Genomic DNA, 22,011 nt, shown 5'->3' on the forward strand with positions numbered 1-22,011 from the left:
AATATAATTAATTATCTCGAAGTTCTTTCTCTTGCAAAAGTTGGGTTGCCCAAACCCGCTCTTCTTCCGGTAGGGACGGTATGGGTTCTCGATTGTAATCGATCCGATAATCATAGCCAGCGCGATCGTAAATACCTGCAAATATTTCAGGTAAATTAACAATAGGTTCTACATCTTCCTCGCGCAAGGGAAGCGGAAATATAGGTAGAGAATCGCGGAGATTAAAAGCATAAAGTTCGGCAAAGGGACGGCGATTACTGGGACTGACCAAAACCCGATAATCGCTTTGAATAGAATTATTAAGAATGGGCATAGATTCCCATTTTCGTAGTAAATCGATTTCCACTAAATGAGTTAAGCTACCTAAAATACTCTGGCGTTTTTTGAGATAAGTAATTCTTCCTTCTCCACTACGTTTGTTGACAGGAGAAAGAATTTCAATTGCGGTGACAACTTGTTTAGTTGCCATTTCTCGCACTTCCAGGTAAGTCTGTTTAATTTTTTCAGGAGCAGGCACTTTAACGGTAGTCGGAAGTGTTATATTTAAAGTGGCAACTGAACCTGTAGGAATATTCGGGTTATTAGATTGACGCTTAATCGCGACATCGGGGATACCTACTAAAAGGGAGTCGCTGTTACTGTCATTTGGATCTGTAATTTCATAGATGCGTTTGTCGATTGCAACCTCATATTTAGGGCGAATTTGAGGGACTAAGGATGCTGCGATCGCAGAAATTAACCAATGATGAGTTTCCTGCCAGAAATCGGGGTGTTCTAAGTAGGGGTCCATTCCAGGAAAGGGTGAAGGCATAGGACTGTTTTCCGATGTATTGACTTTCAAATCATTTTAGCATTTTTAATTTGGTAGGTGCGTCGCTTTAAAGCGAGGCAGAGCCTCTGGATATAGGTTCCCCGGCTGGAGCCTGGGAACCAGTTAAAGCTTGTCAAGAACAGGCAGGATGCCTGTCCCACAGTAATTATTGGAGATGTCTATTTGTAGATGAATTTAATCTGTTGTGGACCCGGCATCTTGCCTGTTGATTTGGGGCGGGCTTTCCGGCCCACCCCACAACAAATTTAATCTACTGTGGAACAGGCATCTTGCCTGTTCATAAAATCAGAGACAAATATTGCAACTACAAAACAGCAGCAACACTTGCCATCAACAACCCTTGAAACAATTTCATCCCATCAGTTTCGCCCAACATCGGATCGGAAGCCCTCTCAGGATGCGGCATCATTCCTAACACATTGCCCGCCCGATTGCAAATGCCTGCAATATTATTTAACGAACCGTTGGGATTCCCAGAAGCGTTAATTTTGCCCGCCGGAGTGCAGTAGCGAAACAGCACTTGCTTGTGCTCTTCTAACTCTGCTAAAGTATCTGCATCGGCATAATAGTTGCCTTCACCGTGGGCGATCGGCAAATCGATGATTTCACCCGAAGTATAAGCCGCAGTCCAACGAGTATTACCGCGTTCGACTTTCAAAGAAGCGCGATCGCAAATAAAATTCAATCCCGCATTCCGCACCAGAGCACCGGGCAACAAACCAGCTTCAGTCAACACCTGAAAACCGTTGCAGATGCCTAATACAAGCTTTCCTTGTTTCGCGTGTTCCGCAGTAGCCCGCATCGCCGGAGAAAAACGGGCGATCGCGCCGCACCGCAAATAATCTCCGTAACTGAAACCACCGGGAATTACAATGATATCAATATCCGAAATATCGGTATCTTCGTGCCAAATCATCCGCGTCGGTTGGTGGAGTAACCCTTGAGTCACCCACACCACATCGCGATCGCAATTTGAACCCGGAAAAACAATAACTCCAAATTTCATAAGCTGAAGGAAGAAGGAAGAAGGAAGTTCGGCAACGGATTATGTAACGGATGTAACGGATGTCAGGAAGAAGGAAGAGGTGTCAACATAAGACTAAAATTTTATGTTTTTCTCCCTTGTATCGAAGTCTCGATCCCCCTAAATCCCCCTTAAAAAGGGGGACTTTGAGTGTTCGGAATTTTCGTGTTTTTAACAAAGACTTTGAGAACCTCTTGTCCCCCCCTTATTAAGGGGGGTTAGGGGGGATCTCCGAGTTTAAAAACACCCTAGGGGCGATCGCATTTATGCCGCCGCTGTCTCCACAGCAACAGGAATTTCAGTCAAATCAAAGCGATAATTTTCAATCACTGGATTGGCCAAAAGTTGGTCGCAAATGCGATCGAGTTGTTCGCGGGCCTCTGACTCAGCAGCAGCAGTCAGCGTCAATTCAACATACTTCCCGATTCGCACGCCCTCAACATTGTCGTATCCCATGTGTTGCAAACCAGACTGTACGGCAGTGCCGGCGGGATCTAAAACAGAAGGGCGGAGGGTAACATAGATTTGGGCAAGATATTTCTGAGTCACGGGAATGTTGCGGTAGGTGATGTGAAAGTTAGCCCCATTGTATTCTACAACTGAGCTGCGCGCCGATCGCCATTTGGTTCGCCCAAGTAAGATAGCCTAGAAATAGGGACAGATTTGATTCCAGCAGATTCGAGAAAAAAATTATGAGAACCAACCACACCCGCAGTCAGGAGCGTATTTTAAACTTGCTCAAAGTCCTGAATCGATCGCTCTCCGCGCAAGATATCTACTTAGAACTGCGTAACAGCGACCAAAGCATGGGCTTAGCAACCGTTTACCGCTCCCTCGACGGTTTAAAGCGAGAGGGGTTCGTTCACGTCAGAACCCTCGCTAGTGGCGAATCTCTCTATGGTGCAGCCCACCAAGACCAACATCACTTAACTTGTCTGGAATGTGGCACCTCCATTACGATCGACGAATGCCCCGTCCACCACTTAGAAAGCCAACTACAACAATCTCATTCTTTCAAGATTTATTATCACACTTTGGAGTTTTTCGGATTGTGCGATCGATGTAGTTTGGCTCAAGAATCTTAAATTTGGTAATAGGTAATAGGTAATAGGTAATAGGTAATGACAACAGTCAAAAGTCAACAGTTAACAGTCAAAAGTCAACAGTTAACTGGCTAATCAGCCTTACTTCCTTCCCCAACAATCGATCGCAATCCCTCCATCGTAGCGGGAATGCTGCGCGGGTCCATAAACATCACCTTGCTGCTGTCGCTGGTGCCAATTTTTAAACCCATATCCAAATAATTTTGAGCTAACAAAAATTGTAAAGCTTCGCGCGCATTGGGGTCATTTTGCAGAGTTTTGCCGATAATCTGCAAAGCCTCAGAAGTAGCTTGAGCTTTCAAAACCTGACTTTGGCGTTCTGCTTGAGCTTTCAGGACGATCGCCTTTTGTTGAGCTTCCGCCTCCAAAATAGTCGCTTTTTGGCGCGCTTCTGCATCCAGAACTTGCGCTTGGGCCTTACCTTTGGCGCTGTTAACTGCTACGGCGAAAGCGCTCAGTCCCATCAGAAAAGCCACAAAAGCAGTCGGGAGAAATAGCTCTGCCAAACAGAGCAAAGACCCAGCTAGCAGCCAAAGGAGCGTCGGAGTCAAGATCATAAAAAGAATAGGTGATACTATTTAGATCTTAGATTTGAAATTTAAGATTTAAGAAATGCCAACAACTGACTCTGCAAGGGTTTGCCACTTGGGGGCCCTCAGTGCGATTTTTCGCGCAGCCGTACCAGGTTGAGGCTTCCATCCTAATCCAAGTCTGAGTTTAGTAACTTAAATTACAATTTAAGCCGGTGCAGACTGGCAGAAACTACAATTTCTAGGGGCCCAAAGGCAGTTAAGAAATTGATAGGGGCTAAAATCAGTTTATTCTCAAGCTCATGAATTTGCGCTTGCGAATCATATATCTTCAGAATGTTTTTACACAAACTATTTCGATATGATCAGCAGTTTCTCCGAACCCATTTATTGCCCGAATCTTAGCTGTGCCGATCCCCGCAATACCTTTGGCCGCCAGCAGTGTGCAGCTTGCGAAACCGATTTAATTTATCGCTATGTGTGGGTGGTGGGGCAAGCAGCCGAGGAAGTGCCGACGGGTAAGGTAATAGCCGATCGATACTTCGTCATTGCACCCCAAATCTGGCTCGACAGCCGTCCTGCTGTGCCTCCCAGCGTGCCGGAACAACTGCCGGATAGCATTATGCCTTACCTGCATTTGTATCCCCAACGGCTGCATACGCCGGAAGTATACGGTTTATGTTCGCTTGGGGAAGCACCGGAAGCGACAGAGGTGCTGTTGTTGGAAAATGTGCCAATAAATAATTTCGGCAGCCTGTATCCTTCTATTTTACAAGCTTGGTCTGGGACAAGCGCCGCGCGGCAAGTTTACTGGCTGTGGCAAATGCTCCAACTGTGGGCGCCGCTATCGGAACAGGGAGTCGCTTCGAGTTTGCTGGTACCGGAAAATTTGCGGGTGGAAGGTTGGCGGGTACGCCTGCGGGAACTGCACCCCGGCAATTTTGTACCGACGCTGCGGGATTTGGGAGATGTGTGGTCAGGTTTGGTGGAATCAGCGCAACCCGAGGTGCAGTCGAGACTCGGAGAGATTTGTCAGTTTATGCGCCGCAGCAGCATGAATTTGGACGCGATCGCCCTGGAACTCAACGATTTACTATTAGAACAAGCCGCTAAATTGCCTCTGCACTTAGAAGTAGTCGGCATGACTGATACCGGCCCGCAGCGCTCCCAAAATGAAGACAGTTGCTATCCAACTGCTGCTGATTTTCAATCGAGCAAAACTTCAGGGAATGACAAATTAATTCCTTACTTGACAATGGTTTGCGACGGGGTTGGAGGCCACGAAGGAGGAGAAGTTGCCAGTCAATTAGCCGTCCAGTCCCTGAAAGCTTTAATCCAAAATTTGCTCGCAGAAATCACTCAACAAGAAGAGTTGATGACGCCACCAATGGTAATTAAGCAACTCGAAGAAATAGTGAGAGTTGTGAATAATGTGATTTCCGCTCAAAATAACGAGCAGGGAAAAGAGTTGCGGCAGCGGATGGGGACGACTTTGGTGATGGCCCTCCAGTTGCCTCAAAAAGTGAAAAGTTCCGAGGATTTGCCGTCGAATAACAGTCACGAACTTTATTTAGTCAATGTTGGAGACAGCCGCGCTTATTGGATTGGCAAAAATTACTGTCAGCGGCTGACTGTGGACGACGACGTAGCCTCAAGGGAAGTCCAGCTAGGACACTGTTTATACTGGGAAACTCAACTGCGATCGGATGCAGGAGCCCTGACTCAAGCTTTGGGCACGCGGGACGGCGATTTCCTGCGCCCGACGATTCAGCGATTTATTGTCGAAGAGGAAGGCTTACTGCTACTGTGTTCCGACGGTTTGAGCGACAACGATTTGGTAGAGCACTATTGGGAGAATTATGGCCCAGAGGTGCTTGAGGGCAAAATGTCTTTGGAAGCCGCGGTTCAATCTTGGATTCGTCTCGCCAACGAGAAAAACGGTTATGACAACACCTCTGTGGTAGCAACTCACTGTCGGATGTCGCCGGAGAGATTGGTACTGTTCGATCCGGCGGTGGCATCAGCGGTGGCATCAGCGCCGGTGTCAGCAGCGTCGGTGTCGTTGCCGATGTCCCTGCCGCGCTCCCTCCAGAAGTCGGGGCTCCGTGCAGAACCTCCGCTTCGTGAATCGTCCAAACAGTTGCTGTACCCCGAAACTTCCCCCGCCCCGGAGGAACCAGTTAAAAAACGGCGGTTCAAGCTTTTGCTGCCCCTACTGGGGCTGTTGGGGCTGATGTTAGCCTGCGGCGCTTTAGGTTTGTGGGTGCGTAGCCTCGAAAGCACCCAGCCAGGGCCCGAACAACTTCCGCCACCGCCGGAAACTCCCGCCCCAAGTCCTTCGGCAATTCCCTCGCCAGGGGCTGAGATTCCTTCGGAGAGTCCCTCGCCGTCGCCAGAATCGACTCCTGCGGCAATTCCCTCGCCAGGGGCCGAAAGTCCCTCGCCGTCGCCCGCATCGAACCCTGCGGAAATTCCCTTGCCCGAAGAAGCGACAACTCCTTCGCCATCACCGTAGTAAGGGAGTTTGAATTAAGCAGAACCTTTCATAAAATGCAGATACTTTCCGGCGGCACGGCCACTCGAACGCTGTCGCCGACTTTGTGTCGCTGCAAGTCATCTCTGTGCAAGTTTTGTCGGCGAAGGGCGATCGAACTTTTAGCAGTCAACCGCACCGTATAGCGCGTGTCGGTGCCAATATAAATAGCCTCTTCTACTATTCCCGGCCAGCTATTTTCAACATCATAATTAGCCGGATAAATAGCAGCTTTTTCTGGCCGCAACACCAGGGTAACAACTTTCCCAGCGGGCAACTCTTCTGCTGTCGCCACTAACACGGGCAACTGCTGGTCAATCAACACGATTATTTTACCATTTTGCTTTTCTACTACTTGCCCGCTGAAAAAATTGCTGTCGCCAATAAAATCAGCAACAAACCGCGTTTTAGGATATTCATAAATATCAACAGGCGTCCCGACTTGTTGCAGTTTTCCTCCCTCCATTACTGCAATTCTGTCCGACATAGTTAGGGCTTCTTCTTGGTCGTGAGTTACATAAATAAATGTAATTCCCAATTTTTGCTGCATTTTTTTTAATTCTAATTGCATCTCTTTACGCAATTTTAAATCCAGCGCTCCTAGGGGTTCATCCAACAGCAAAACAGACGGCTGTTTGACTAATGCTCTTGCTAGCGCTACTCGCTGCTGCTGTCCGCCTGAGAGTTGGCGGGGATAGCGTTTTTCAACCTCGGTTAACTGTACTAATGCTAAGGCTTCAGCAACGCGATCGCGAATTGTTTTCTGAGGTAAATTCTCCATTTCCAACCCAAAAGCGGCATTTTGTGCTACTGTCATGTGCGGAAATAAAGCATAGTTTTGAAATACGGTATTCACAGGGCGGTGGAACGGTGGGCGATTTTGCATCGGTTGACCGTGAATGTATATTTCGCCCGCTGTGGGAATTTCAAAACCCGCTATCATTCGCAAAGTTGTAGTTTTGCCGCAGCCGGAAGGGCCGAGTAAAGAAAAGAATTCGCGATCGTAAATTTGCAGGTTGATGTTGTCTACAGCTAAGAAATCTTGACTACGGACACTTTTAAATACTTTGGAAACGTCTAAAACTTCGACGGCGTGCATTGTGTTAGTATGTGTGAGTTATGAGTAATAAAAATCTGAGATAGAACCCGGTTAAACTGAGATACTTCACCATTTTCAATAAGGCTTTTATGAACGGGCAAGATGCCCGTTCCACAAGAAATTTATTCTTTGTGGAACAGGCATCTTGCCTGTTCTTGAGAAGGGTGCAACTCCAATACAAGCTAAAAATTTAAGTAAACCCGCCCCAGCCGCGACCTGTTTTCTCTCTACTTTCCGGCCCCTGCTTTAACTTCCGTCCAAGCTCGATCGTACAATGCAGTTGCTTTCCCGACATCCTGCAATAATTTCATTTTGCCAAACACCTCAGCCGGCGGGTAAATTTGAGGATTTTTCAAATCTTTCGGGTCAATTAAACCTTGATCTATTGCTGCTTTGTTGGGCGATCCGAAGTGGGTAAAATTAGACACTTTAGCGCCTACTTCTGGTTGCAAAATAAAGTTAATAAATTTCTCCGCTAACTCTTTCTGGGGCGCACCTTTAGGAATTGCCATGTTATCAGAAAAGATAATTGTTCCTTCTTTGGGAATAGCGTAGCGAAGATTAGGATTTTCTTTCATAACTTGAAAAACATCGCCGCTCCATTCCATCGTCAGATTTACTTCTCCTTGATCGAGCAGATTTTGACCCGTGTCGGGGACAAAAGCTGCAATGATGTTTTTACTTTTAATCAGCAAATCACGGGCTTTGTTAATCTCTTCGGGATTGGTTGTATTTGGGTCAAATCCTAAATACATTAAAACGCCTGCAAATGTGTATCTGGCATCGTCTTGCCACGCAACTTTTCCGGCATATTTAGAATCGAACATCGCCGCCCAACTGTTGATATCGCCCTTAGTTGCTTTCACGTTGTAGCCAATTCCCATCGTTCCCCACTGGTAGGGCAGGGAATATTTATTCCCCGGATCAAAAGCTTGATTGATAAACTTAGGTTCTAGGTTTTTTTGGTTGGGAATATTGTTTAAATTCAGAGGCTCAATTATATTTTCTGCGATCATGATTTTCACCATATAATCGGCGGGAAATATTAAGTCGTAACCGGGGTTTCCCTGTTTGAGTTTGGCATATAGTGCGTCGCTGTTCTCGAAAGTGTCGTATTGAATTTTAACATTGTTCTCTTTCTCGAATTGGGCGATCGTTTCTGGGGCGATATAACTTGCATAATTGTAAATGCTAAGCACTTGCTGCTGGTTGCCACCTGTGCGGCTACAGCCGAAAGCCACCGTTGCACTCATCACAAACAAAAGTAGGAAAGTCAGCAGGCGTTTCATAGGTTTTGTTAGTTGCAGAAGATAATAATTATGACACATAAAGCAATTTATTTAACTTTTTTGAACTTTGAGCGATGATAAAACCAGCAATAAGGAAGCTAACAGCATCAAAGTTGAAATGGCATTAATCGCTGGCGTGACAGCAAATTTTATCATGCCGTAAACAAATAGTGGCAGCGTCACTGAACCGACGCCGGTGGTAAAGAATGTCACGACAAAATCGTCCAGCGACAGAGTAAAAGCCAGGAGTGCTGCGCTGAAAATAGCGGGCCAAATTAGAGGAAGAGTGATGCGCCAAAAAGCCCGCCATTCGTTAGCGCCCAAGTCAAAAGCTGCTTGTTCTAATTGAGGATCTAGTTCCGCCAAACGCGCCCTGACAGTAATAGTCACAAAGGAAATATTAAAGACAACGTGACCAATAATTACAGTAGGTAAGCCGAGATTGAGGCGAATTCCCGTGAGATTTTCTACGATCCGAAATACTAGGGTAAAGAAAACTAGCAGCGAAATGCCGATCGTAATTTCGGGCATAATAATGGGTAAAAACAGTAAAGCTTCTACTGCTTTGCGCCCTGGAAAATGAAAGCGTTCCAGTGCTAGCGCGATCATTGTACCAAAAACGGTGGCCAGCAAAGTCGAAATAGCTGCAATTAGCAAGCTGTTGTTGAGCGCTGTCAAAATTCCTGCGCTGCTACTCGTAGCAATCGTCGCGCCTGCATTGCTAAACAAACTGCGATACCAGTCAAGGGTAAAACCGCGCCAAACGGCATTGAATCTGGAGGCGTTAAACGAGTAAATAATTAAGATGAGAATTGGCAAGTAAAGAAAGGCAAATGCTAGTCCAGCTTGTACCCAAAGCCACTTTTTGCCGATCGCCCGCACGAGTAAATCTAGTTTTGTTTTAGTCATTAGTCAGTAGTCATTAATCATTAGCGTATCTTAACCTAAACGCCGGGTGTAACGATTCGTTTATACCTTACCTTATTGAGTTTCATCAGACACGCGGAAGTAAATTAAAACCGGAATCAATATGATTACCGTCAACAGCATAGAAAGCGCCGAACCAAAAGGCCAGTCGCGAGCTTTCATAAACTGATTTTGAATCAAATTTCCCACCATAACTGTTTTAGAACCCCCCAATATATCCGGTGTGATAAAAGCACCGACTGCGGGAACAAAAACTAAAATAGAGCCTGCAACAATGCCACGACTTGTTAATGGTAAAAACACGCGCCAGAAAGTGCGAATATCATTTGCTCCTAAATCGTGAGCTGCTTCTACCAGTGAAAAATTGAAGCGTTCTATGCTAGAATATAAAGGCAGAACCATGAAAGGTAAATAGCCGTAAATAAGACCGATCGCCACAGCGAAAGGCGTAAAAAGCAAGTTTAACGGTTCGCTAATAATTTGCAGGCTTTGCAAGGCTGTGTTAACTACTCCTTCGCTCCGCAGCAGTATGATCCAGGCGTAAGTTCTCACTAAAAAATTAGTCCAAAATGGAATAATTACCAGCAAAAGCAAAGCATTTCGCCAGCGGGGAGAACGGGTGGCGATGAAGAATGCGAGGGGATAGCCAGCTAATAAGCAAGCGGCCGTTGTCAGAAAAGCCAGCCAGAGCGATCGCCCAATTACTCCTAAGAAAAGTCCGCTGAACAAACGCTGGTAGTTGCTGAGAGTAAATATCCAAGTAACGCCGCCGTATGTACCGCGTTCTAAGAAACTGTACAACAGTACAATTAGCACGGGCAAAATGAAGAAAACCATCAGCCAGACGGTGGCAGGAAATAAGAGCAGCAAGAGGTTAATTTGCTGGCGGTTTTTGACACTCATTATTTACTCAAGGCAAATTTAGCACATAATTCAACACATTTTATATCAAATCCGCATTTTATGAATTATGTCATCATTAATAAATTATCAAGAGGTACGCAATGTCAGGAGAATCGTCAACCCCCAAAATAGTCGTCGTCGGTGCAGGATGGGCCGGTTTAGGCGCTACCTATCACCTAGCCCAGCAAGGCTATGATGTCACCCTGCTAGAAGCTGGCCCTTATGCGGGAGGCTTAGTTGCAGGGTGGAAAACCGCCGGCGGGCGTTCCGTAGAAGCTGGGATTCACGGCTTCTGGTATCCCTACAAAAATATCTTTTCCTTAGTCAAGGAATTAGGACTAGATCCCTTCACGCCTTGGACTCGTTCTTGTCAGTATTCACCCGCCGGATTGGAAGTAGAATCGCCGATTTTTCAGGACGAACCGATCCTTCCCACACCGTTAGGAACCTTTCTTTACACCAGATTTAAAAGGCTGCCATTAGTCGATCGGCTTTCAGCCTTGCCCTTACTCTACGCCGTCCTAGATTTCGACAATTCCGACGAAGCGTGGCGCAGGTACGATCGCGTCACAGCCCGCGAATTATTCAAACAGTTTGGCGTTTCTGCAAGACTTTACCGCGATGCTTTTGAACCGATGTTATTAGTAGGTTTATTTGCGCCAGGAGAACAGTGTTCTGCCGCCGCAGCTTTGGGAATGCTTTATTATTTTATCTTAGCACACCAACCGGATTTTGATGTAGTTTGGTGTCGCGGAACAGTCGGAGAAAAAATCTTTCGCCCGTGGGTGGAGCGCCTTGAAAAAATCGGTGCCAAAGTATTAACTCAGCGGCGAGTGACTGATGTAATAGTTGACAGCAACAACCGAGCAACAGGCGTTGTTTGCGGCGAAGAAACCTTCGATGCAGATGCAGTTATTTTTGCAGTTGGCGTCACGGGAATGCAAAAAATTATCAGCAGCAGTCCAGCTTTGCAAAGTCGCCAAGAGTTTCGGGACGCGATGAATTTGGGTGCAGTTGACGTGTTAGCTGTTCGCCTGTGGTTTGACAGAAAAATTGACATTCCCCTGCCTTCTAATGCCTGTTTTGGATTTAGTTCAACTACAGGTTGGACGTTTTTTGATTTGAATGCTTTGCACGACGAATTTCGAGACGAACCGGGAACAGTTGTCGAAGCTGACTTTTATCACGCCAACCAATTAATTCCCCTAAAAGATGAGGAAATAGTTTCCTTAGTTCAGGGGGATTTAGGGACTTGCATTCCGGCTTTTCGGGAGGCCAAAGTAATTGACAGCAGCGTGATTCGGCTGTCGCGGGCGGTGACGCATTTTGCCCCTGGCAGCTATCAGTATTTGTTGCCGGCAGTAACAAGTTATGATAATGTATTGATGAGTGGCGATTGGGTTGTGACCCGTCACGGTTCTTGGTCGCAGGAAAAGGCTTATGTTACTGGTTTGGAGGCGGCAAATTTGGTAATTTCGCGTTTCGGAATCGGAAACAAAGCGGCAATTATTCCCGTGGAAGCTGACGAACCGCATATTCAAATCGGGAGAAAAATTAATCAGTTTACTCGCAGTTTGACTAAAACTTTCCTTCCCGATTTTTGGCTGCCATAATTTTTAGTCATTGGTCATTTGTCATTGGTCATTTGTCATTAGTTAATAGTTAAGCTGTTGTGCATTTAAATTGTATAGTCAAGTTTGATAAAGTTCTTGTAGGGTGGGTTCTCGTAGCCCGCACAAAAAATACAATTTAGATGGGGAACAGCTTAGCGGTAAGGTGCGTCATACTAATGCTTTCTGTAAGAAAATGTCATTGCTCCCCTACATATGGGCTAATGACTACTGACTAATGACTATCGCCAATAAGGCCGGCCCTTCCAAAAAACTCCCACCGTAACTCCGATTAGTGCAGCTTCCGATAAACTTGCTAATAAAGGAGGTATGGGTAGGAATGACTTTAACACCAAACCCAAGAGCACGCACCCAACTAAAACCCACAAACTAATTCGGTTGAGCAAAAATTGTTGTTGCCAATACTCTAAAAAGTACACTGCTAAAGCTCCCATTCCCAATGCTGCCGCAAAAGGTATCAATATCCCCAGGGAGGAACCGTAGAGAAGCGTCACGACGTTGCGGATTGCCTGCGATTGCGTGAAACCCCAGGCTAAAAATAACTCCAATCCAACCACGATGCAGTTGACGAGGGCGGCAATTTGCAGCATTTCTCGCCAAGGTAAAAGCTTTAAGCGCCGCAGAAAATTGTTCACGATCGGCAGATTAGGTAGGTTGCTTTAATTTTATAACAGTTTTGCGCTGGCGATCGACCTTTGATGACAATTTGTGAAGTAAAATAAAGATATACAGGTGTCTCTTGACCAATTCACCCAGAGTACCTGCCTATTAGTTGTTGGAAGCGTGAAAGGAAAAAAGTTATGGTGGAGAACAGTGTCGATTGTGCTGTAGCTTGCGTCAATGGCTGCGTTCTGGGCGACAAGTGCCCGAAGCGGGAATACGCAGAAGCAACGTCCAACTTTATTGAAAATACTTCTTTGGATAAAATGCTAGAAATAGCAGAGGAAGCGGTGAGAAGGAAACGGACGGAACCACCCAAATGGGTAATTCCTGATTTTCCCGAATAGAATTAGCCTCCCCATTAAAAAGCGATCGCCCTTGTCAAACGGGCGATCGCTTTTTGTATTCCCAATGAAATAGCTGAGCCGAATCAATATATTTCCTAGGATAGAAGCTAAAAGGTTAAATAGAAATTATTATACCACTTAATTATAGCCATCGGCAATTACTAAAAACAATTCAGTTAAAGCCAAATTCGGACATTTTTAATTTAATTGAGTTCAAAAACAAACAGGAGCAAGTATCGTGGCCAAGCAAAAGAAAAGCAACGCAAAAACAACAACAGAACGCGATAATTTGGGCGAATTGCCTCAAGAAATTACCGAATCTTACGGTACCGGCGTCATCGATCAACCGGGATTGAGCCAAGACGACATAACAAACCTGCAGGACAGCAGTTCGGAATACTCTTCCACCAGTTCCCGAATCGGTGGCGAGGATGGCGATCCGGCTGCGGAACAAGAAAGTGCCACTGGCGAGCAATCGGTGGGCGGAACTGCGCCTACTCCCGACCTGGATCTGGTTGACGAACTTGGAGCTGCTGCGGGCATAGAAATGCCAGATGGGGCTATTTTGCACACAACAGATATGCTTGAACATCGAGATGAAAGTCGGTGGGAATTAGACCCGAGTTCTGCGGAAGATTATCAGGAACGGCCGGATTTATAGGTCTATTTGGTACAAAACAATAGGTAGTATAATAGGAGCGGGTTGACCATTATCCATACTTCATATCCCAAGTATTTGTAAATCCGCCCCTCCTCAGTTGGGATCTCGCAACACATAGCCCCCTCCATGAACAGTATGCAGCAGGCGTTTGGAGTTAGTTGTTTATAATTTAATCCGTAACCCACGAATATACACTTCAATAATGTTTGACTCGCCCATAAAATCGTAATCCCAGACTTTTTCTAGAATGCGGTCGCGGGTAATCACTTGATGGGAATTTCGCAGCATAAATTCTAACCAATCAAACTATTTGGCAGTGAGTTCAATTAGTTGACTGCCTCGATAAACTTCACGGGTTAAACCGCTCAAGATTAGGTCTTCAAATTGTAAATTATCCGGGTCATTTGGTTGAGTTCGGCGCAGACTTGCTTTGACTATCGCGAGGAGTTCTTCCATACTCAAAGGCTAGTAAGATATAGGCTCAAAGTGATGCAGGGAATTAGTCGCTAACCGCCACTGACATTACCGCGAGCAGTTTTCATTGGCCTGAGAACAAGGTAATTGTAATTGCTCCATTGCTTAATTGAGAAAGCTGTACCTCACGTAACTGAGAACTGCTATATCTTCTTATTGCTCAACATTTCCGGTGAATTACCCCTCATAAAGCGTTTTTGTAGTAAGGACTTTAGCACTCTATATGCCGGTGAATAATAACTATTGATCCTGACTACAAACTTACTGTGGTTAGATCACCGGCTATGATATTATGTATCGCAAAAACCGGGTTGATGAAGCCAACCCTCTTCAACAAAAAGGTGATCTATGGAATTTAAAGATTTTCTGGCTTTGCTGCATCCTATTTTAGCTGTAGCGATTGTTTTTCCTATGCTTGGTATTGTTCTCAATATGGCATGGCAAACTATGCAGCGTCGGAAGCAAATTGCGATCGACACCAAGAGCAAAATTCCACCTGTAGTCGGTCCAGAACACGTCAAAGCAGGTCGAATTCTGTCAGGTTCTGTGGTAGGAGTGACCTTGTTGGGTCTAGCCTACCCGATTTTTGAGCATATTTGGAGCAAGGATGTTTGGAGCAAAAACTCGTTTCAGGTCATTTTCATTGTGCTGATGTTTGTTGTAACTATCGCCTCTTTGGTCATGCTATATCGAGCTACACCCGCTTTATGGCGCGGCATATTTGCGACCCTAACAGGTACTGGCCTGGTTATTCTTGGCACTCAAGATGGCGTTTATAGGCTAACTAATGAATGGTATTGGTCTCACTACTACATTGGCATCACCGCTGCGCTGCTTATGGTGTTTTCGCTGGCGATTGTTCAAGATATTTACAAAGATCGATCGAATCGCTGGCGCACTATCCATGTCATCTTGAACTCGATCGCTGTGCTACTCTTTCTGGGACAGGGAATGACCGGAACCAGGGATTTATTAGAAATTCCTTTTAACTGGCAGAAACCCTACATTTATAGCTGTGATTTCCCCAATAAGACCTGCCCAAAGCCGTGAGCGATCGCATTACTTCGAGATTCCCGTCTAAAATTAGTAGAAATTAGACCAATAAACCCGGTTTCTGAATGTAAGAAAGTCCTGGTAATCACAGGAATGAGAACGAGAAACCGAGTTTATGATGCCCGGAGTGCGTCAGTTCTAATCAGTCATAAATCTTAATCCTTGCGAGTCAAACCCTGAAGGCTAACTTGCAAAATCGACAAACCCAAAATTAGCAAAAACAAAACCAGCCCGATCGTACAAGCATAGCCAATTTCCAAATCTTTAAAAGCCCGTTCGTAAAGATAATAAACAACAGTCTTAGAACTATTGCGAGGCCCGCCCTGAGTCATAATATAAACTTCTTCAAAAACCTTAGTAGCAGAAATAGCCGAAATTACCGCAACTAAAACTAAATAAGGCTTCATCAGCGGTACAGTAATATCCCAGTGCTTTCCCAAACCATCAGAACCATCAATAGCAGCCGCCTCATACAGTTCTGCCGGAATAGCTTGCAGCCCTGCCAAATAAATCACCATGTAATAACCCAATCCTTTCCAGATAGTAACCGCCATGACGCTAAAGATTGCTAACTTCGGATTAGCCAGCCAAGAAACAGGAGGTAAACCCAACAATTCCCCCAACTGATTCAGCAATCCAGTCTCAGCAAACAGCCACTTCCAAGCAATCCCGGCGACAACCATTGAAATCACCGCTGGCGTGTAGTATGCTGCTCGAAACCAGTTCATCCCCTTAAGTTTTTGGTTGCACAAAATCGCCATTACCAACGGTAGAACAACCAATACAGGCACAACGCAAGCGAGATACAGCAGCGTATTCGTCAAAGTTTGCCAGAATGTGCGATCGCCCCACAACCTCTCAAAATTCTTCAACCCCACCCACTGCGGCATTTGAGTTAAATCATATTCGTAGTTGGTAAAACTCAAATAAAAAGCTTGCACCGCAGGCCACAAAACAGTCAAACTCAAAATAAACAAAGCAGGTAGCAAAAATAAATAAGGAGTCAGGTTTCGTCGCAAAAAAGTCAAAGGCATAAATAAGTTATTAATTATTGGTTATTAGTTATTGGTGATTGTTTTACTCATCATACCAAATCCAGTTGCATCGGAATGATTAAACCGCGAAGACGCGAAGAGCGCGAAGGAAGAACTGGATCTTTTTCTTTCTCTTCCTTCGCGTCCTTTGCGTCTTCGCGGTTCATTTAATCTTGATCAATATTGGTTATCCCCTAGCATTTCTCAAAGAAGTGAGGTATGCTGGCCGGCGATCGCCTTTTTCTCAATTAGCAATTACCAAGCGTACCTCATTTTACTAAGAAGTGCTATATGTTATTTAACTCCAGAAAACAAACCCTGCCAGTCTCCGGGAGAACTGCCATTTTCCCCCTCTTTCACCTCAAAAGTAACGTTGCAAGCTTGAGGCTGTTCCAAGGCTTGCACGCACAATTCTGCAATATCTTCCCGACTGACTTTGCCCCTAATATTGTCTCCTTGCTCAAATATTAAAGCTTTGCCTCCCGGTTCTTCCGTCAAAGCGCAAGGTCTGACAACAGTATAAGGTATGCCGCTCGATCGCACGCAATCTTCGCCTTTCAACTTCCAAGTCAAAATCCCCCCCAACATATCATTCATCCTGACTGCCGGCGGTTCTTCTTCCAAGTTAATTCCCGGGCGGCCCGGGCGGGTAACTCCTGCCGAACTCACCATCACAAATCGCGGCAAAGTCTGTCCCCCATCAGCTTTAATAGATTCTAACTCCAGTTGAAAAATACCCGGTGTAAATTTCGGGTTGAGTGCGCCATCATATTCAAACTTGCTCAACATTAACTGAAAAGAAAAAATACTGCTGGCATCCAATTTAGAGCCATCTTTAACAGTTTTGGCGCGGAATACTGGAATTAACTCATCAAAAGGAATGGTGACAGTAATCCAGATATTGTAAACAGTATCAAACGAATAGCAATACCCAATTCCATCCCATTTAGCTTCGCTGCGAACAATCAATTTATAGCGCTTGCCGTCTCCTTTGACGCGCAGTTGGAGGCCGCTAAATCCTGCCAGATCGATCGGAGGATCGAAGTTGCGGGTACGCACCGAAGCAAAGCCACCCGAGTTGGCGGTAGAAACATTGCCTGTGAATATCGCTGTATTGTCTGTAAGTACGATCGAACTTTCGCTGGTGCCACCCATCACTATGTCGTCGAGGGCTCCCCAAGTTTCTTTTAAATCTTGGCTGGGTTTTGTGAAGTCAAAAATTGTTTTTTCGCCTGCTTGAATTAGCTGGCGGCGAACAGCTTGCACTAAATTATTGAGGCCTTTGTATTCGACTATTTCGGGAACATCCACAACTTCCGGCATATAAAATTTGATGCCTTGATAGTATTTTTCCCTGGTTGGTGTGTCTCCTTCTACTGGTTGAACTTTGGTGCCAGTGCAGCAGATAACTGCTTCCACGCCCTCGGTTACTAACGGTGTTAGCGTTTCTGGGAGAGTGATATCTCCTTCGACTAATTCGACATTTTTGCCGATAATTTCTGTTGCTCTTTTGGTATCTCTGACGAGGCAGCGTACTCTATATCCCCGCTGTTGCAGCCGCTTGACAACTCGCTTCCCGACGCCGCCAGTGGCACCGGCTACCAGTATCAGTTTGGGTTGGTCTTTTTTAGTTTTGCTGCTGCTTCCAAAGAGTTGTTGCAGCCAGCTAATGCTGCCAATGAAGGGAATGACGCCGAAATAAGCCAAGGTTTTGAGAAACCTGCCGGCATCCCATTGGGCGGTTTTTTTTTCCGTCATACTAGCTTCCTCTGAATGGGCTCAAATCTACTTAGCTGCTTTTGTATTTTAATCGAGTTTTCGATTTTTGAATTTGGGCTATTTCCTAGCCTACGCTTCGGGAACCCCTGCGGGAAGATAGCTTCGCTAGCGCTGACTTTTTTTCACTTGACAATGGGTGTGGGATGAGTTTGGCTTAAGGGAATCTCAATAATAAACTCGGTTCCCTCTCCGGGGGCGGAAATGCAAGTCAATTTGCCACCGTGTTGTTCTACCGCTATTTCGTGACTAATCGCCAAACCTATCCCCGCACCTTTGCCCACCGATTTTGTGGTAAAAAACGGCTCAAAAATTTTCTGGCGAACTTTTTCTTCTATGCCCCAACCGTTGTCCTTGATCCGAACTGCTACGGCTTTTTCTCCGGGACAAAGTTCAGTTACAATCCGAATTTGTCCGCACTTGACTGGCTCTTCTTTGTCCCCGCCGGGCGACGATAAATTATGGTTAACAAAAGCCTCTTCGATAGCATCAATTGCATTTGTCAGGACATTCATAAATACTTGGTTGATTTGAACTGCGTAACACTCAACCAAAGGCAGAGAGCCATATTCTTTTCTGAGATGAATTGCTGGGCGATCGGGCTTCGGTTTGAGTCGGTTGCTCAAAATCAGCAAAGCGCTGTCCAATCCGTCGTGAATGTCAACTGGTTTAATGTCTGCTTCGTCAATTCTAGAGAAGTTTCGCAGCGACTGAACTATCTCGCGGATGCGGTTAGCTCCTACTTTCATTGAACCCAGCAACTTCGGTAAGTCTTCAACTATAAACTCTAATTCAACTGCTTCTATTTGTGCTTGAATTTCTGGCGAATGCGACGGATAGTGCTGCTCGTAAAGCTGCAATAAATTGATCATTTTTTGACTGTATTCATTGGCATAGCTAACATTGCCGTAGATGAAGTTGATCGGGTTAGTGACTTCATAAGCTACCGCCGACACCAACTGTCCCAAACTTGACATTCTTTCGCTTTGCACCAATTGAGTTTGCGCCCGCTTAAGCTCGGACATCGCGGTTTTTAAATTAGCAGTTTTTTCGCGTTCTCTGGTGACTGATGCTTCTAGTGCTGTATTTAATTTTTCTAGTTTATCAGCTTGGCGCAGCACTATGTTAATCATTGCTTTTTTAAGTTCCAATGCAGCGTCTATTTCGCATTGTTTCCAAGGCAACGATTTGCACCTAACATTTTCTTTCCACAGCTCGAAGGATTTCCGAGGAGACAGTCGAGGGTTGCCATTTTCATCGGTTTCAACTGGTTTGTTGGGTTGGCCCGCCCAATTTACCGTCTTAATTACTTCCGGGCGAAACCACAAAATGTATATTTTCTGAGTCGGCGATATTGCTATAGCCAAACACCCGCTGGCTGTGTCTTTAAATTCCTCAGCTTCTGGATAGCATTTGGTGAGCGAGTCTGTATAAAAAATTTCTTGATTTAAATGCTTTTGCACCCACTGAGTTAAGTATTTGAGGGATTCTCCTTGAGGTGTTTGCCCTACTTGATAGCAAGTATCTCCAAATACTATTGCTGCTCCCTGGGCGTTGACTGCTTCCAACAAATTATGCTGACATTTAACTAACACTTGTGACAAGTTTTCGGACGTGGATATGTCTTCAAAAATCTTGGTTTGAAGAGATTTTAAGTGTAGTTTGTAGTCGTAGTCTTCGTTTCCTTCTTTTGATTGCAATTCTAAGGACATTACTTGCCCGATAAATTCGCAGGCTGCGCGCAATTCATAGTTGAGATATTTTGGTGTATAGTTGTGGCAAGCAATCAATCCCCACAGTTGTTTGTCTTTGATTAACGAGATTGACATCGAAGCTGTAACGCCCATATTTTGCAGGTATTCTATGTGAATGGGAGAAACGCTTCTCAACACACTGAAACTCAGGTTTAGGGGCTGGGCGGTAACACCATTGTTTCCTGAAACCAGGGGAACTGGTTGATAGTTAATATCTGGGATTAACCTCAACCAATTTAACGAATACAGTTGTCTGGCTTGTTTGGGAATATCTGAGCTGGGGTAGTTTAACCCTAAGAAAGGACTCAGCATTTCTGCTTTGTCTTCAGCGATCACAGCGCCGTTGCCTTCGTGGTCAAATTGATAGACCATAACTCTATCAAAACCAGATATATTCCTGACTTCTTCTACAGTTATTTGAGATAATTCCTTGAGATTTTTGGCGCTTTGAATTTTGCTGACAGTGGCTCTTACTGAATGATAAAAGCTAAAAACGGAAAGATTTTCTGGGTTTGTGGCTAATTCTAACTCGACCATCAATACTTCTTCTACTCGGTGGAGTATGCAGTCAAATTCTAAATATCCACCTTTATTCTTGACATAGATTTTAATAGGATTAACGGTTTTTAAGTTTTCATTCTGCAAACAAAGCTTAAGTTTTTTAAGTTGAACTCGACTGAATAATAAGCTCAAATTTTTACCGATCGCACTGGCTGCATCAATTCCTAACAACTCTTGCGTATTTTCGCTAGCTTGCAGTATTTCTAGTTGAGGTTCTCGTACAACAAGTAGCACCCCGTGTGGCTGAATGTGCCCGGATAGGTGAATGGGTTCTCTGTCGCAGTTTGTCAAGTCAACTTCTTCGAGTGCGGGAATTGTGATTTGGTGATCCATTTTCTTTGTCTTCCGCTGTAAAATTTGTAGAGGGTTCTATTGATTTGAGATTGGAGAGCAAATCGGCTTTTCCATAATAATCTCATATTGTTCGATCGCATAACGGCTCGCTCCCTGGACGGACACGGAGAATCAATCATCCGATAATCAGCCAATCAAAAATGATTTAGTCTAAAATCAGCCTGCCGTATTTTTTGCTGTTAGACCAGCCTCAGCCTTCTAAAAATTTTACCGACTTGGCTCTTCTATACTATCGCTCCCTGATCTTAATTATCATAGCAATTGTGGCGATTATTCAAGTAGGTTTAATAATTTTCCCAAACTTTAATATTTGTGGTAAAATTTTTTGTGCTAAAAAACGGGGAGAGAAATGCGTCTCCAGAGCGGCCTACTGACTGAAATATTAAGTTAAAGTAAGGGTGACAAGATATGAAAGTCAAGTCACGCTAAGCTCTGTAAGTATATCCAACAGGCCCGACAATTAGACTGATGATCGACTTCAATACAGTTACCGAGTTTTCTCATACTCACTGCATAGCTATCTGTGCCTTTTTAGTTCCGGCTAACTTGCTGACTACTTTGCAGACAGGGATTTTGACAGGACTAAACCGACCTCGAATACAAGTTTGGGCGTCTGTGGTTGTGGCCAGCCTTTGGGCTACAGCAATGATATTTCACGTTTTTACCTGGTTCGCGATCGGGGTAGTAATGCCTCCGACATACATCTTGCTAGTTATGGCAATCATTTGTCTGGCTATTAATATCTGGGCGATCACTCATCCGGCAAGCATGATGCAATTAATTCGAGTTGCAGCATCAGTTGTTAGGGGAACTCTCAGGAGGAAGAAGGATTTAGTTATCTGGGAGAGAAGGATTTAATTATTTAGGAACTCAAAAATAATGGGATCGGGGGTAATCTGAAAGATATCAGGGAAAATATTGGTTTCAGAAGAAAGTTTTCCCGGGTGGCAAATCTGGGATCAGAGTCCAGATTTTTTACTACTTATTCCGGTTCGCGATCGCGACAATCTTCTGTTTCCGGGCCACGGGGGTGGATCGTGCAGTTGAGCAGGTAGCCGCCATCGCTTCTGCCGTAATAGTAGCGGCATCCGGTGCAAATAGCGGGACGTTCGATCGCACTTTGGTAAATCGGATAATCTCCTGTCGCCAGCAGCGAAAAGTCTCGCTGCGTCTGAACAGTCCCGATAATAGCGCCTGAAAGTTCGACAGCTTGGCGGATGTTTTCGATACTGGTATAATACGGAATCCGGTTGACAAAGGTCTACAACAAATCATCAATAAGTCAACCAATGATAATTGGTCAAAGCCTTAATTTCTGTTTGCATATTTTCTTGGAGAAAACGGCAGCGTTCAACTAAGACTTTTTCCAGGTCATCTAAGGAATTAAAATAAGTATTGACTAATGGCTCATCCACCAATTTCCATAACCGCTCTGCTGGTTGTAACTCGGGAGAATAAGGTGGAAG

At 45.0% G+C, this 22,011-nt stretch carries 21 protein-coding genes and 2 pseudogenes; 8 read left to right on the plus strand and 15 right to left on the minus strand.

The window, feature by feature from the left end:
- Positions 1-7 precede the first annotated feature (7 nt).
- The 3 genes from QUA40_RS08075 to purS all read right to left on the minus strand — a co-directional run bounded on the left by QUA40_RS08075 (position 8) and on the right by purS (position 2,405).
- Positions 8-811, minus strand: a complete 804-nt coding sequence (locus QUA40_RS08075) for a DUF4058 family protein (RefSeq protein ID WP_333123765.1) — start codon at positions 809-811, stop codon at positions 8-10.
- A 325-nt stretch (positions 812-1,136) separates the two neighbouring features.
- Entirely contained in the window at positions 1,137-1,838 is a 702-nt protein-coding gene (gene purQ, locus QUA40_RS08080) for a phosphoribosylformylglycinamidine synthase subunit PurQ (protein ID WP_333123768.1), read from the minus strand.
- 282 nt (positions 1,839-2,120) lie between these two features.
- On the minus strand, positions 2,121-2,405 hold the full coding sequence (gene purS / locus QUA40_RS08085; protein WP_333123771.1) for a phosphoribosylformylglycinamidine synthase subunit PurS: 285 nt from the start codon (positions 2,403-2,405) through the stop codon (positions 2,121-2,123).
- A 143-nt stretch (positions 2,406-2,548) separates the two neighbouring features.
- Between purS and QUA40_RS08090 the strand changes: the two genes are divergently transcribed.
- On the plus strand, positions 2,549-2,941 hold the full coding sequence (locus tag QUA40_RS08090) for a Fur family transcriptional regulator (protein ID WP_333123774.1): 393 nt from the start codon (positions 2,549-2,551) through the stop codon (positions 2,939-2,941).
- Positions 2,942-3,030: 89 nt separating this feature from the next.
- Here QUA40_RS08090 and QUA40_RS08095 read toward each other — a convergent pair whose 3' ends face one another.
- Complete coding sequence (locus QUA40_RS08095; protein ID WP_333123776.1) at positions 3,031-3,516, minus strand: hypothetical protein; 486 nt, start codon at positions 3,514-3,516, stop codon at positions 3,031-3,033.
- 334 nt (positions 3,517-3,850) lie between these two features.
- Between QUA40_RS08095 and QUA40_RS08100 the strand changes: the two genes are divergently transcribed.
- A complete protein-coding gene (locus QUA40_RS08100; protein ID WP_333123779.1) occupies positions 3,851-6,004 on the plus strand; it encodes a protein phosphatase 2C domain-containing protein in 2,154 nt (717 codons plus the stop codon).
- 28 nt (positions 6,005-6,032) lie between these two features.
- Here QUA40_RS08100 and QUA40_RS08105 read toward each other — a convergent pair whose 3' ends face one another.
- The 4 genes from QUA40_RS08105 to QUA40_RS08120 form a co-directional block, all read right to left on the minus strand.
- Positions 6,033-7,121, minus strand: a complete 1,089-nt coding sequence (locus QUA40_RS08105; protein WP_333123782.1) for an ABC transporter ATP-binding protein — start codon at positions 7,119-7,121, stop codon at positions 6,033-6,035.
- Positions 7,122-7,348: 227 nt separating this feature from the next.
- Positions 7,349-8,410: a spermidine/putrescine ABC transporter substrate-binding protein gene (locus QUA40_RS08110; protein ID WP_333123785.1), complete on the minus strand. Its 1,062-nt coding sequence runs from the start codon at positions 8,408-8,410 to the stop codon at positions 7,349-7,351.
- A 51-nt stretch (positions 8,411-8,461) separates the two neighbouring features.
- Positions 8,462-9,319 (minus strand): ABC transporter permease, encoded by an 858-nt coding sequence (locus QUA40_RS08115; protein ID WP_333123787.1) that lies wholly within the window; start codon positions 9,317-9,319, stop codon positions 8,462-8,464.
- A 72-nt stretch (positions 9,320-9,391) separates the two neighbouring features.
- Positions 9,392-10,240: an ABC transporter permease gene (locus QUA40_RS08120; RefSeq protein WP_333123789.1), complete on the minus strand. Its 849-nt coding sequence runs from the start codon at positions 10,238-10,240 to the stop codon at positions 9,392-9,394.
- Between the two features lie 101 nt (positions 10,241-10,341).
- Between QUA40_RS08120 and QUA40_RS08125 the strand changes: the two genes are divergently transcribed.
- On the plus strand, positions 10,342-11,853 hold the full coding sequence (locus QUA40_RS08125; protein ID WP_333123793.1) for an FAD-dependent oxidoreductase: 1,512 nt from the start codon (positions 10,342-10,344) through the stop codon (positions 11,851-11,853).
- A 239-nt stretch (positions 11,854-12,092) separates the two neighbouring features.
- On the opposite strand, the gene QUA40_RS08130 is transcribed toward QUA40_RS08125, so the two are convergent.
- Positions 12,093-12,506 (minus strand): peptide chain release factor 1, encoded by a 414-nt coding sequence (locus QUA40_RS08130; protein WP_333123796.1) that lies wholly within the window; start codon positions 12,504-12,506, stop codon positions 12,093-12,095.
- A gap of 165 nt (positions 12,507-12,671) precedes the next feature.
- On the opposite strand from QUA40_RS08130, the gene QUA40_RS08135 reads away from it, so the two are divergent.
- Together QUA40_RS08135 and QUA40_RS08140 are read left to right on the plus strand one after the other, a co-directional pair.
- Positions 12,672-12,878 (plus strand): hypothetical protein, encoded by a 207-nt coding sequence (locus tag QUA40_RS08135; protein WP_333123798.1) that lies wholly within the window; start codon positions 12,672-12,674, stop codon positions 12,876-12,878.
- Positions 12,879-13,116: 238 nt separating this feature from the next.
- Positions 13,117-13,539 carry a DUF6335 family protein gene (locus tag QUA40_RS08140; protein ID WP_333123799.1) on the plus strand — a complete coding sequence of 141 codons (423 nt, stop codon included), beginning with the start codon at positions 13,117-13,119 and terminating at the stop codon, positions 13,537-13,539.
- 162 nt (positions 13,540-13,701) lie between these two features.
- On the opposite strand, the pseudogene QUA40_RS08145 reads toward QUA40_RS08140, so the two are convergent.
- A pseudogene (locus QUA40_RS08145) lies at positions 13,702-13,833 on the minus strand (winged helix-turn-helix domain-containing protein); the annotation flags it as partial.
- A gap of 12 nt (positions 13,834-13,845) precedes the next feature.
- Entirely contained in the window at positions 13,846-13,995 is a 150-nt protein-coding gene (locus tag QUA40_RS08150; RefSeq protein ID WP_333123801.1) for a hypothetical protein, read from the minus strand.
- 366 nt (positions 13,996-14,361) lie between these two features.
- On the opposite strand from QUA40_RS08150, the gene QUA40_RS08155 reads away from it, so the two are divergent.
- Positions 14,362-15,063: a DUF4079 domain-containing protein gene (locus QUA40_RS08155; protein WP_333123804.1), complete on the plus strand. Its 702-nt coding sequence runs from the start codon at positions 14,362-14,364 to the stop codon at positions 15,061-15,063.
- A 158-nt stretch (positions 15,064-15,221) separates the two neighbouring features.
- Here QUA40_RS08155 and QUA40_RS08160 read toward each other — a convergent pair whose 3' ends face one another.
- The 3 genes from QUA40_RS08160 to QUA40_RS08170 form a co-directional block, all read right to left on the minus strand.
- Positions 15,222-16,100: a sugar ABC transporter permease gene (locus tag QUA40_RS08160; protein ID WP_333123807.1), complete on the minus strand. Its 879-nt coding sequence runs from the start codon at positions 16,098-16,100 to the stop codon at positions 15,222-15,224.
- A gap of 294 nt (positions 16,101-16,394) precedes the next feature.
- Complete coding sequence (locus QUA40_RS08165; protein WP_333123810.1) at positions 16,395-17,858, minus strand: CIA30 family protein; 1,464 nt, start codon at positions 17,856-17,858, stop codon at positions 16,395-16,397.
- 143 nt (positions 17,859-18,001) lie between these two features.
- A complete protein-coding gene (locus QUA40_RS08170; RefSeq protein WP_333123812.1) occupies positions 18,002-20,524 on the minus strand; it encodes an ATP-binding protein in 2,523 nt (840 codons plus the stop codon).
- Between the two features lie 489 nt (positions 20,525-21,013).
- Between QUA40_RS08170 and QUA40_RS08175 the strand changes: the two genes are divergently transcribed.
- Together QUA40_RS08175 and QUA40_RS08180 are read left to right on the plus strand one after the other, a co-directional pair.
- A complete protein-coding gene (locus QUA40_RS08175) occupies positions 21,014-21,403 on the plus strand; it encodes a hypothetical protein (RefSeq protein ID WP_333123814.1) in 390 nt (129 codons plus the stop codon).
- Positions 21,404-21,575: 172 nt separating this feature from the next.
- A complete protein-coding gene (locus tag QUA40_RS08180) occupies positions 21,576-21,743 on the plus strand; it encodes a hypothetical protein (RefSeq protein ID WP_333123817.1) in 168 nt (55 codons plus the stop codon).
- A 76-nt stretch (positions 21,744-21,819) separates the two neighbouring features.
- On the opposite strand, the pseudogene QUA40_RS08185 reads toward QUA40_RS08180, so the two are convergent.
- A pseudogene (locus QUA40_RS08185) lies at positions 21,820-22,011 on the minus strand (IS630 family transposase); the annotation flags it as partial.

The organism is Microcoleus sp. Pol11C3, assembly GCF_036701485.1.
Taxonomy (GTDB): Bacteria; Cyanobacteriota; Cyanobacteriia; order Cyanobacteriales; family Microcoleaceae; genus Microcoleus.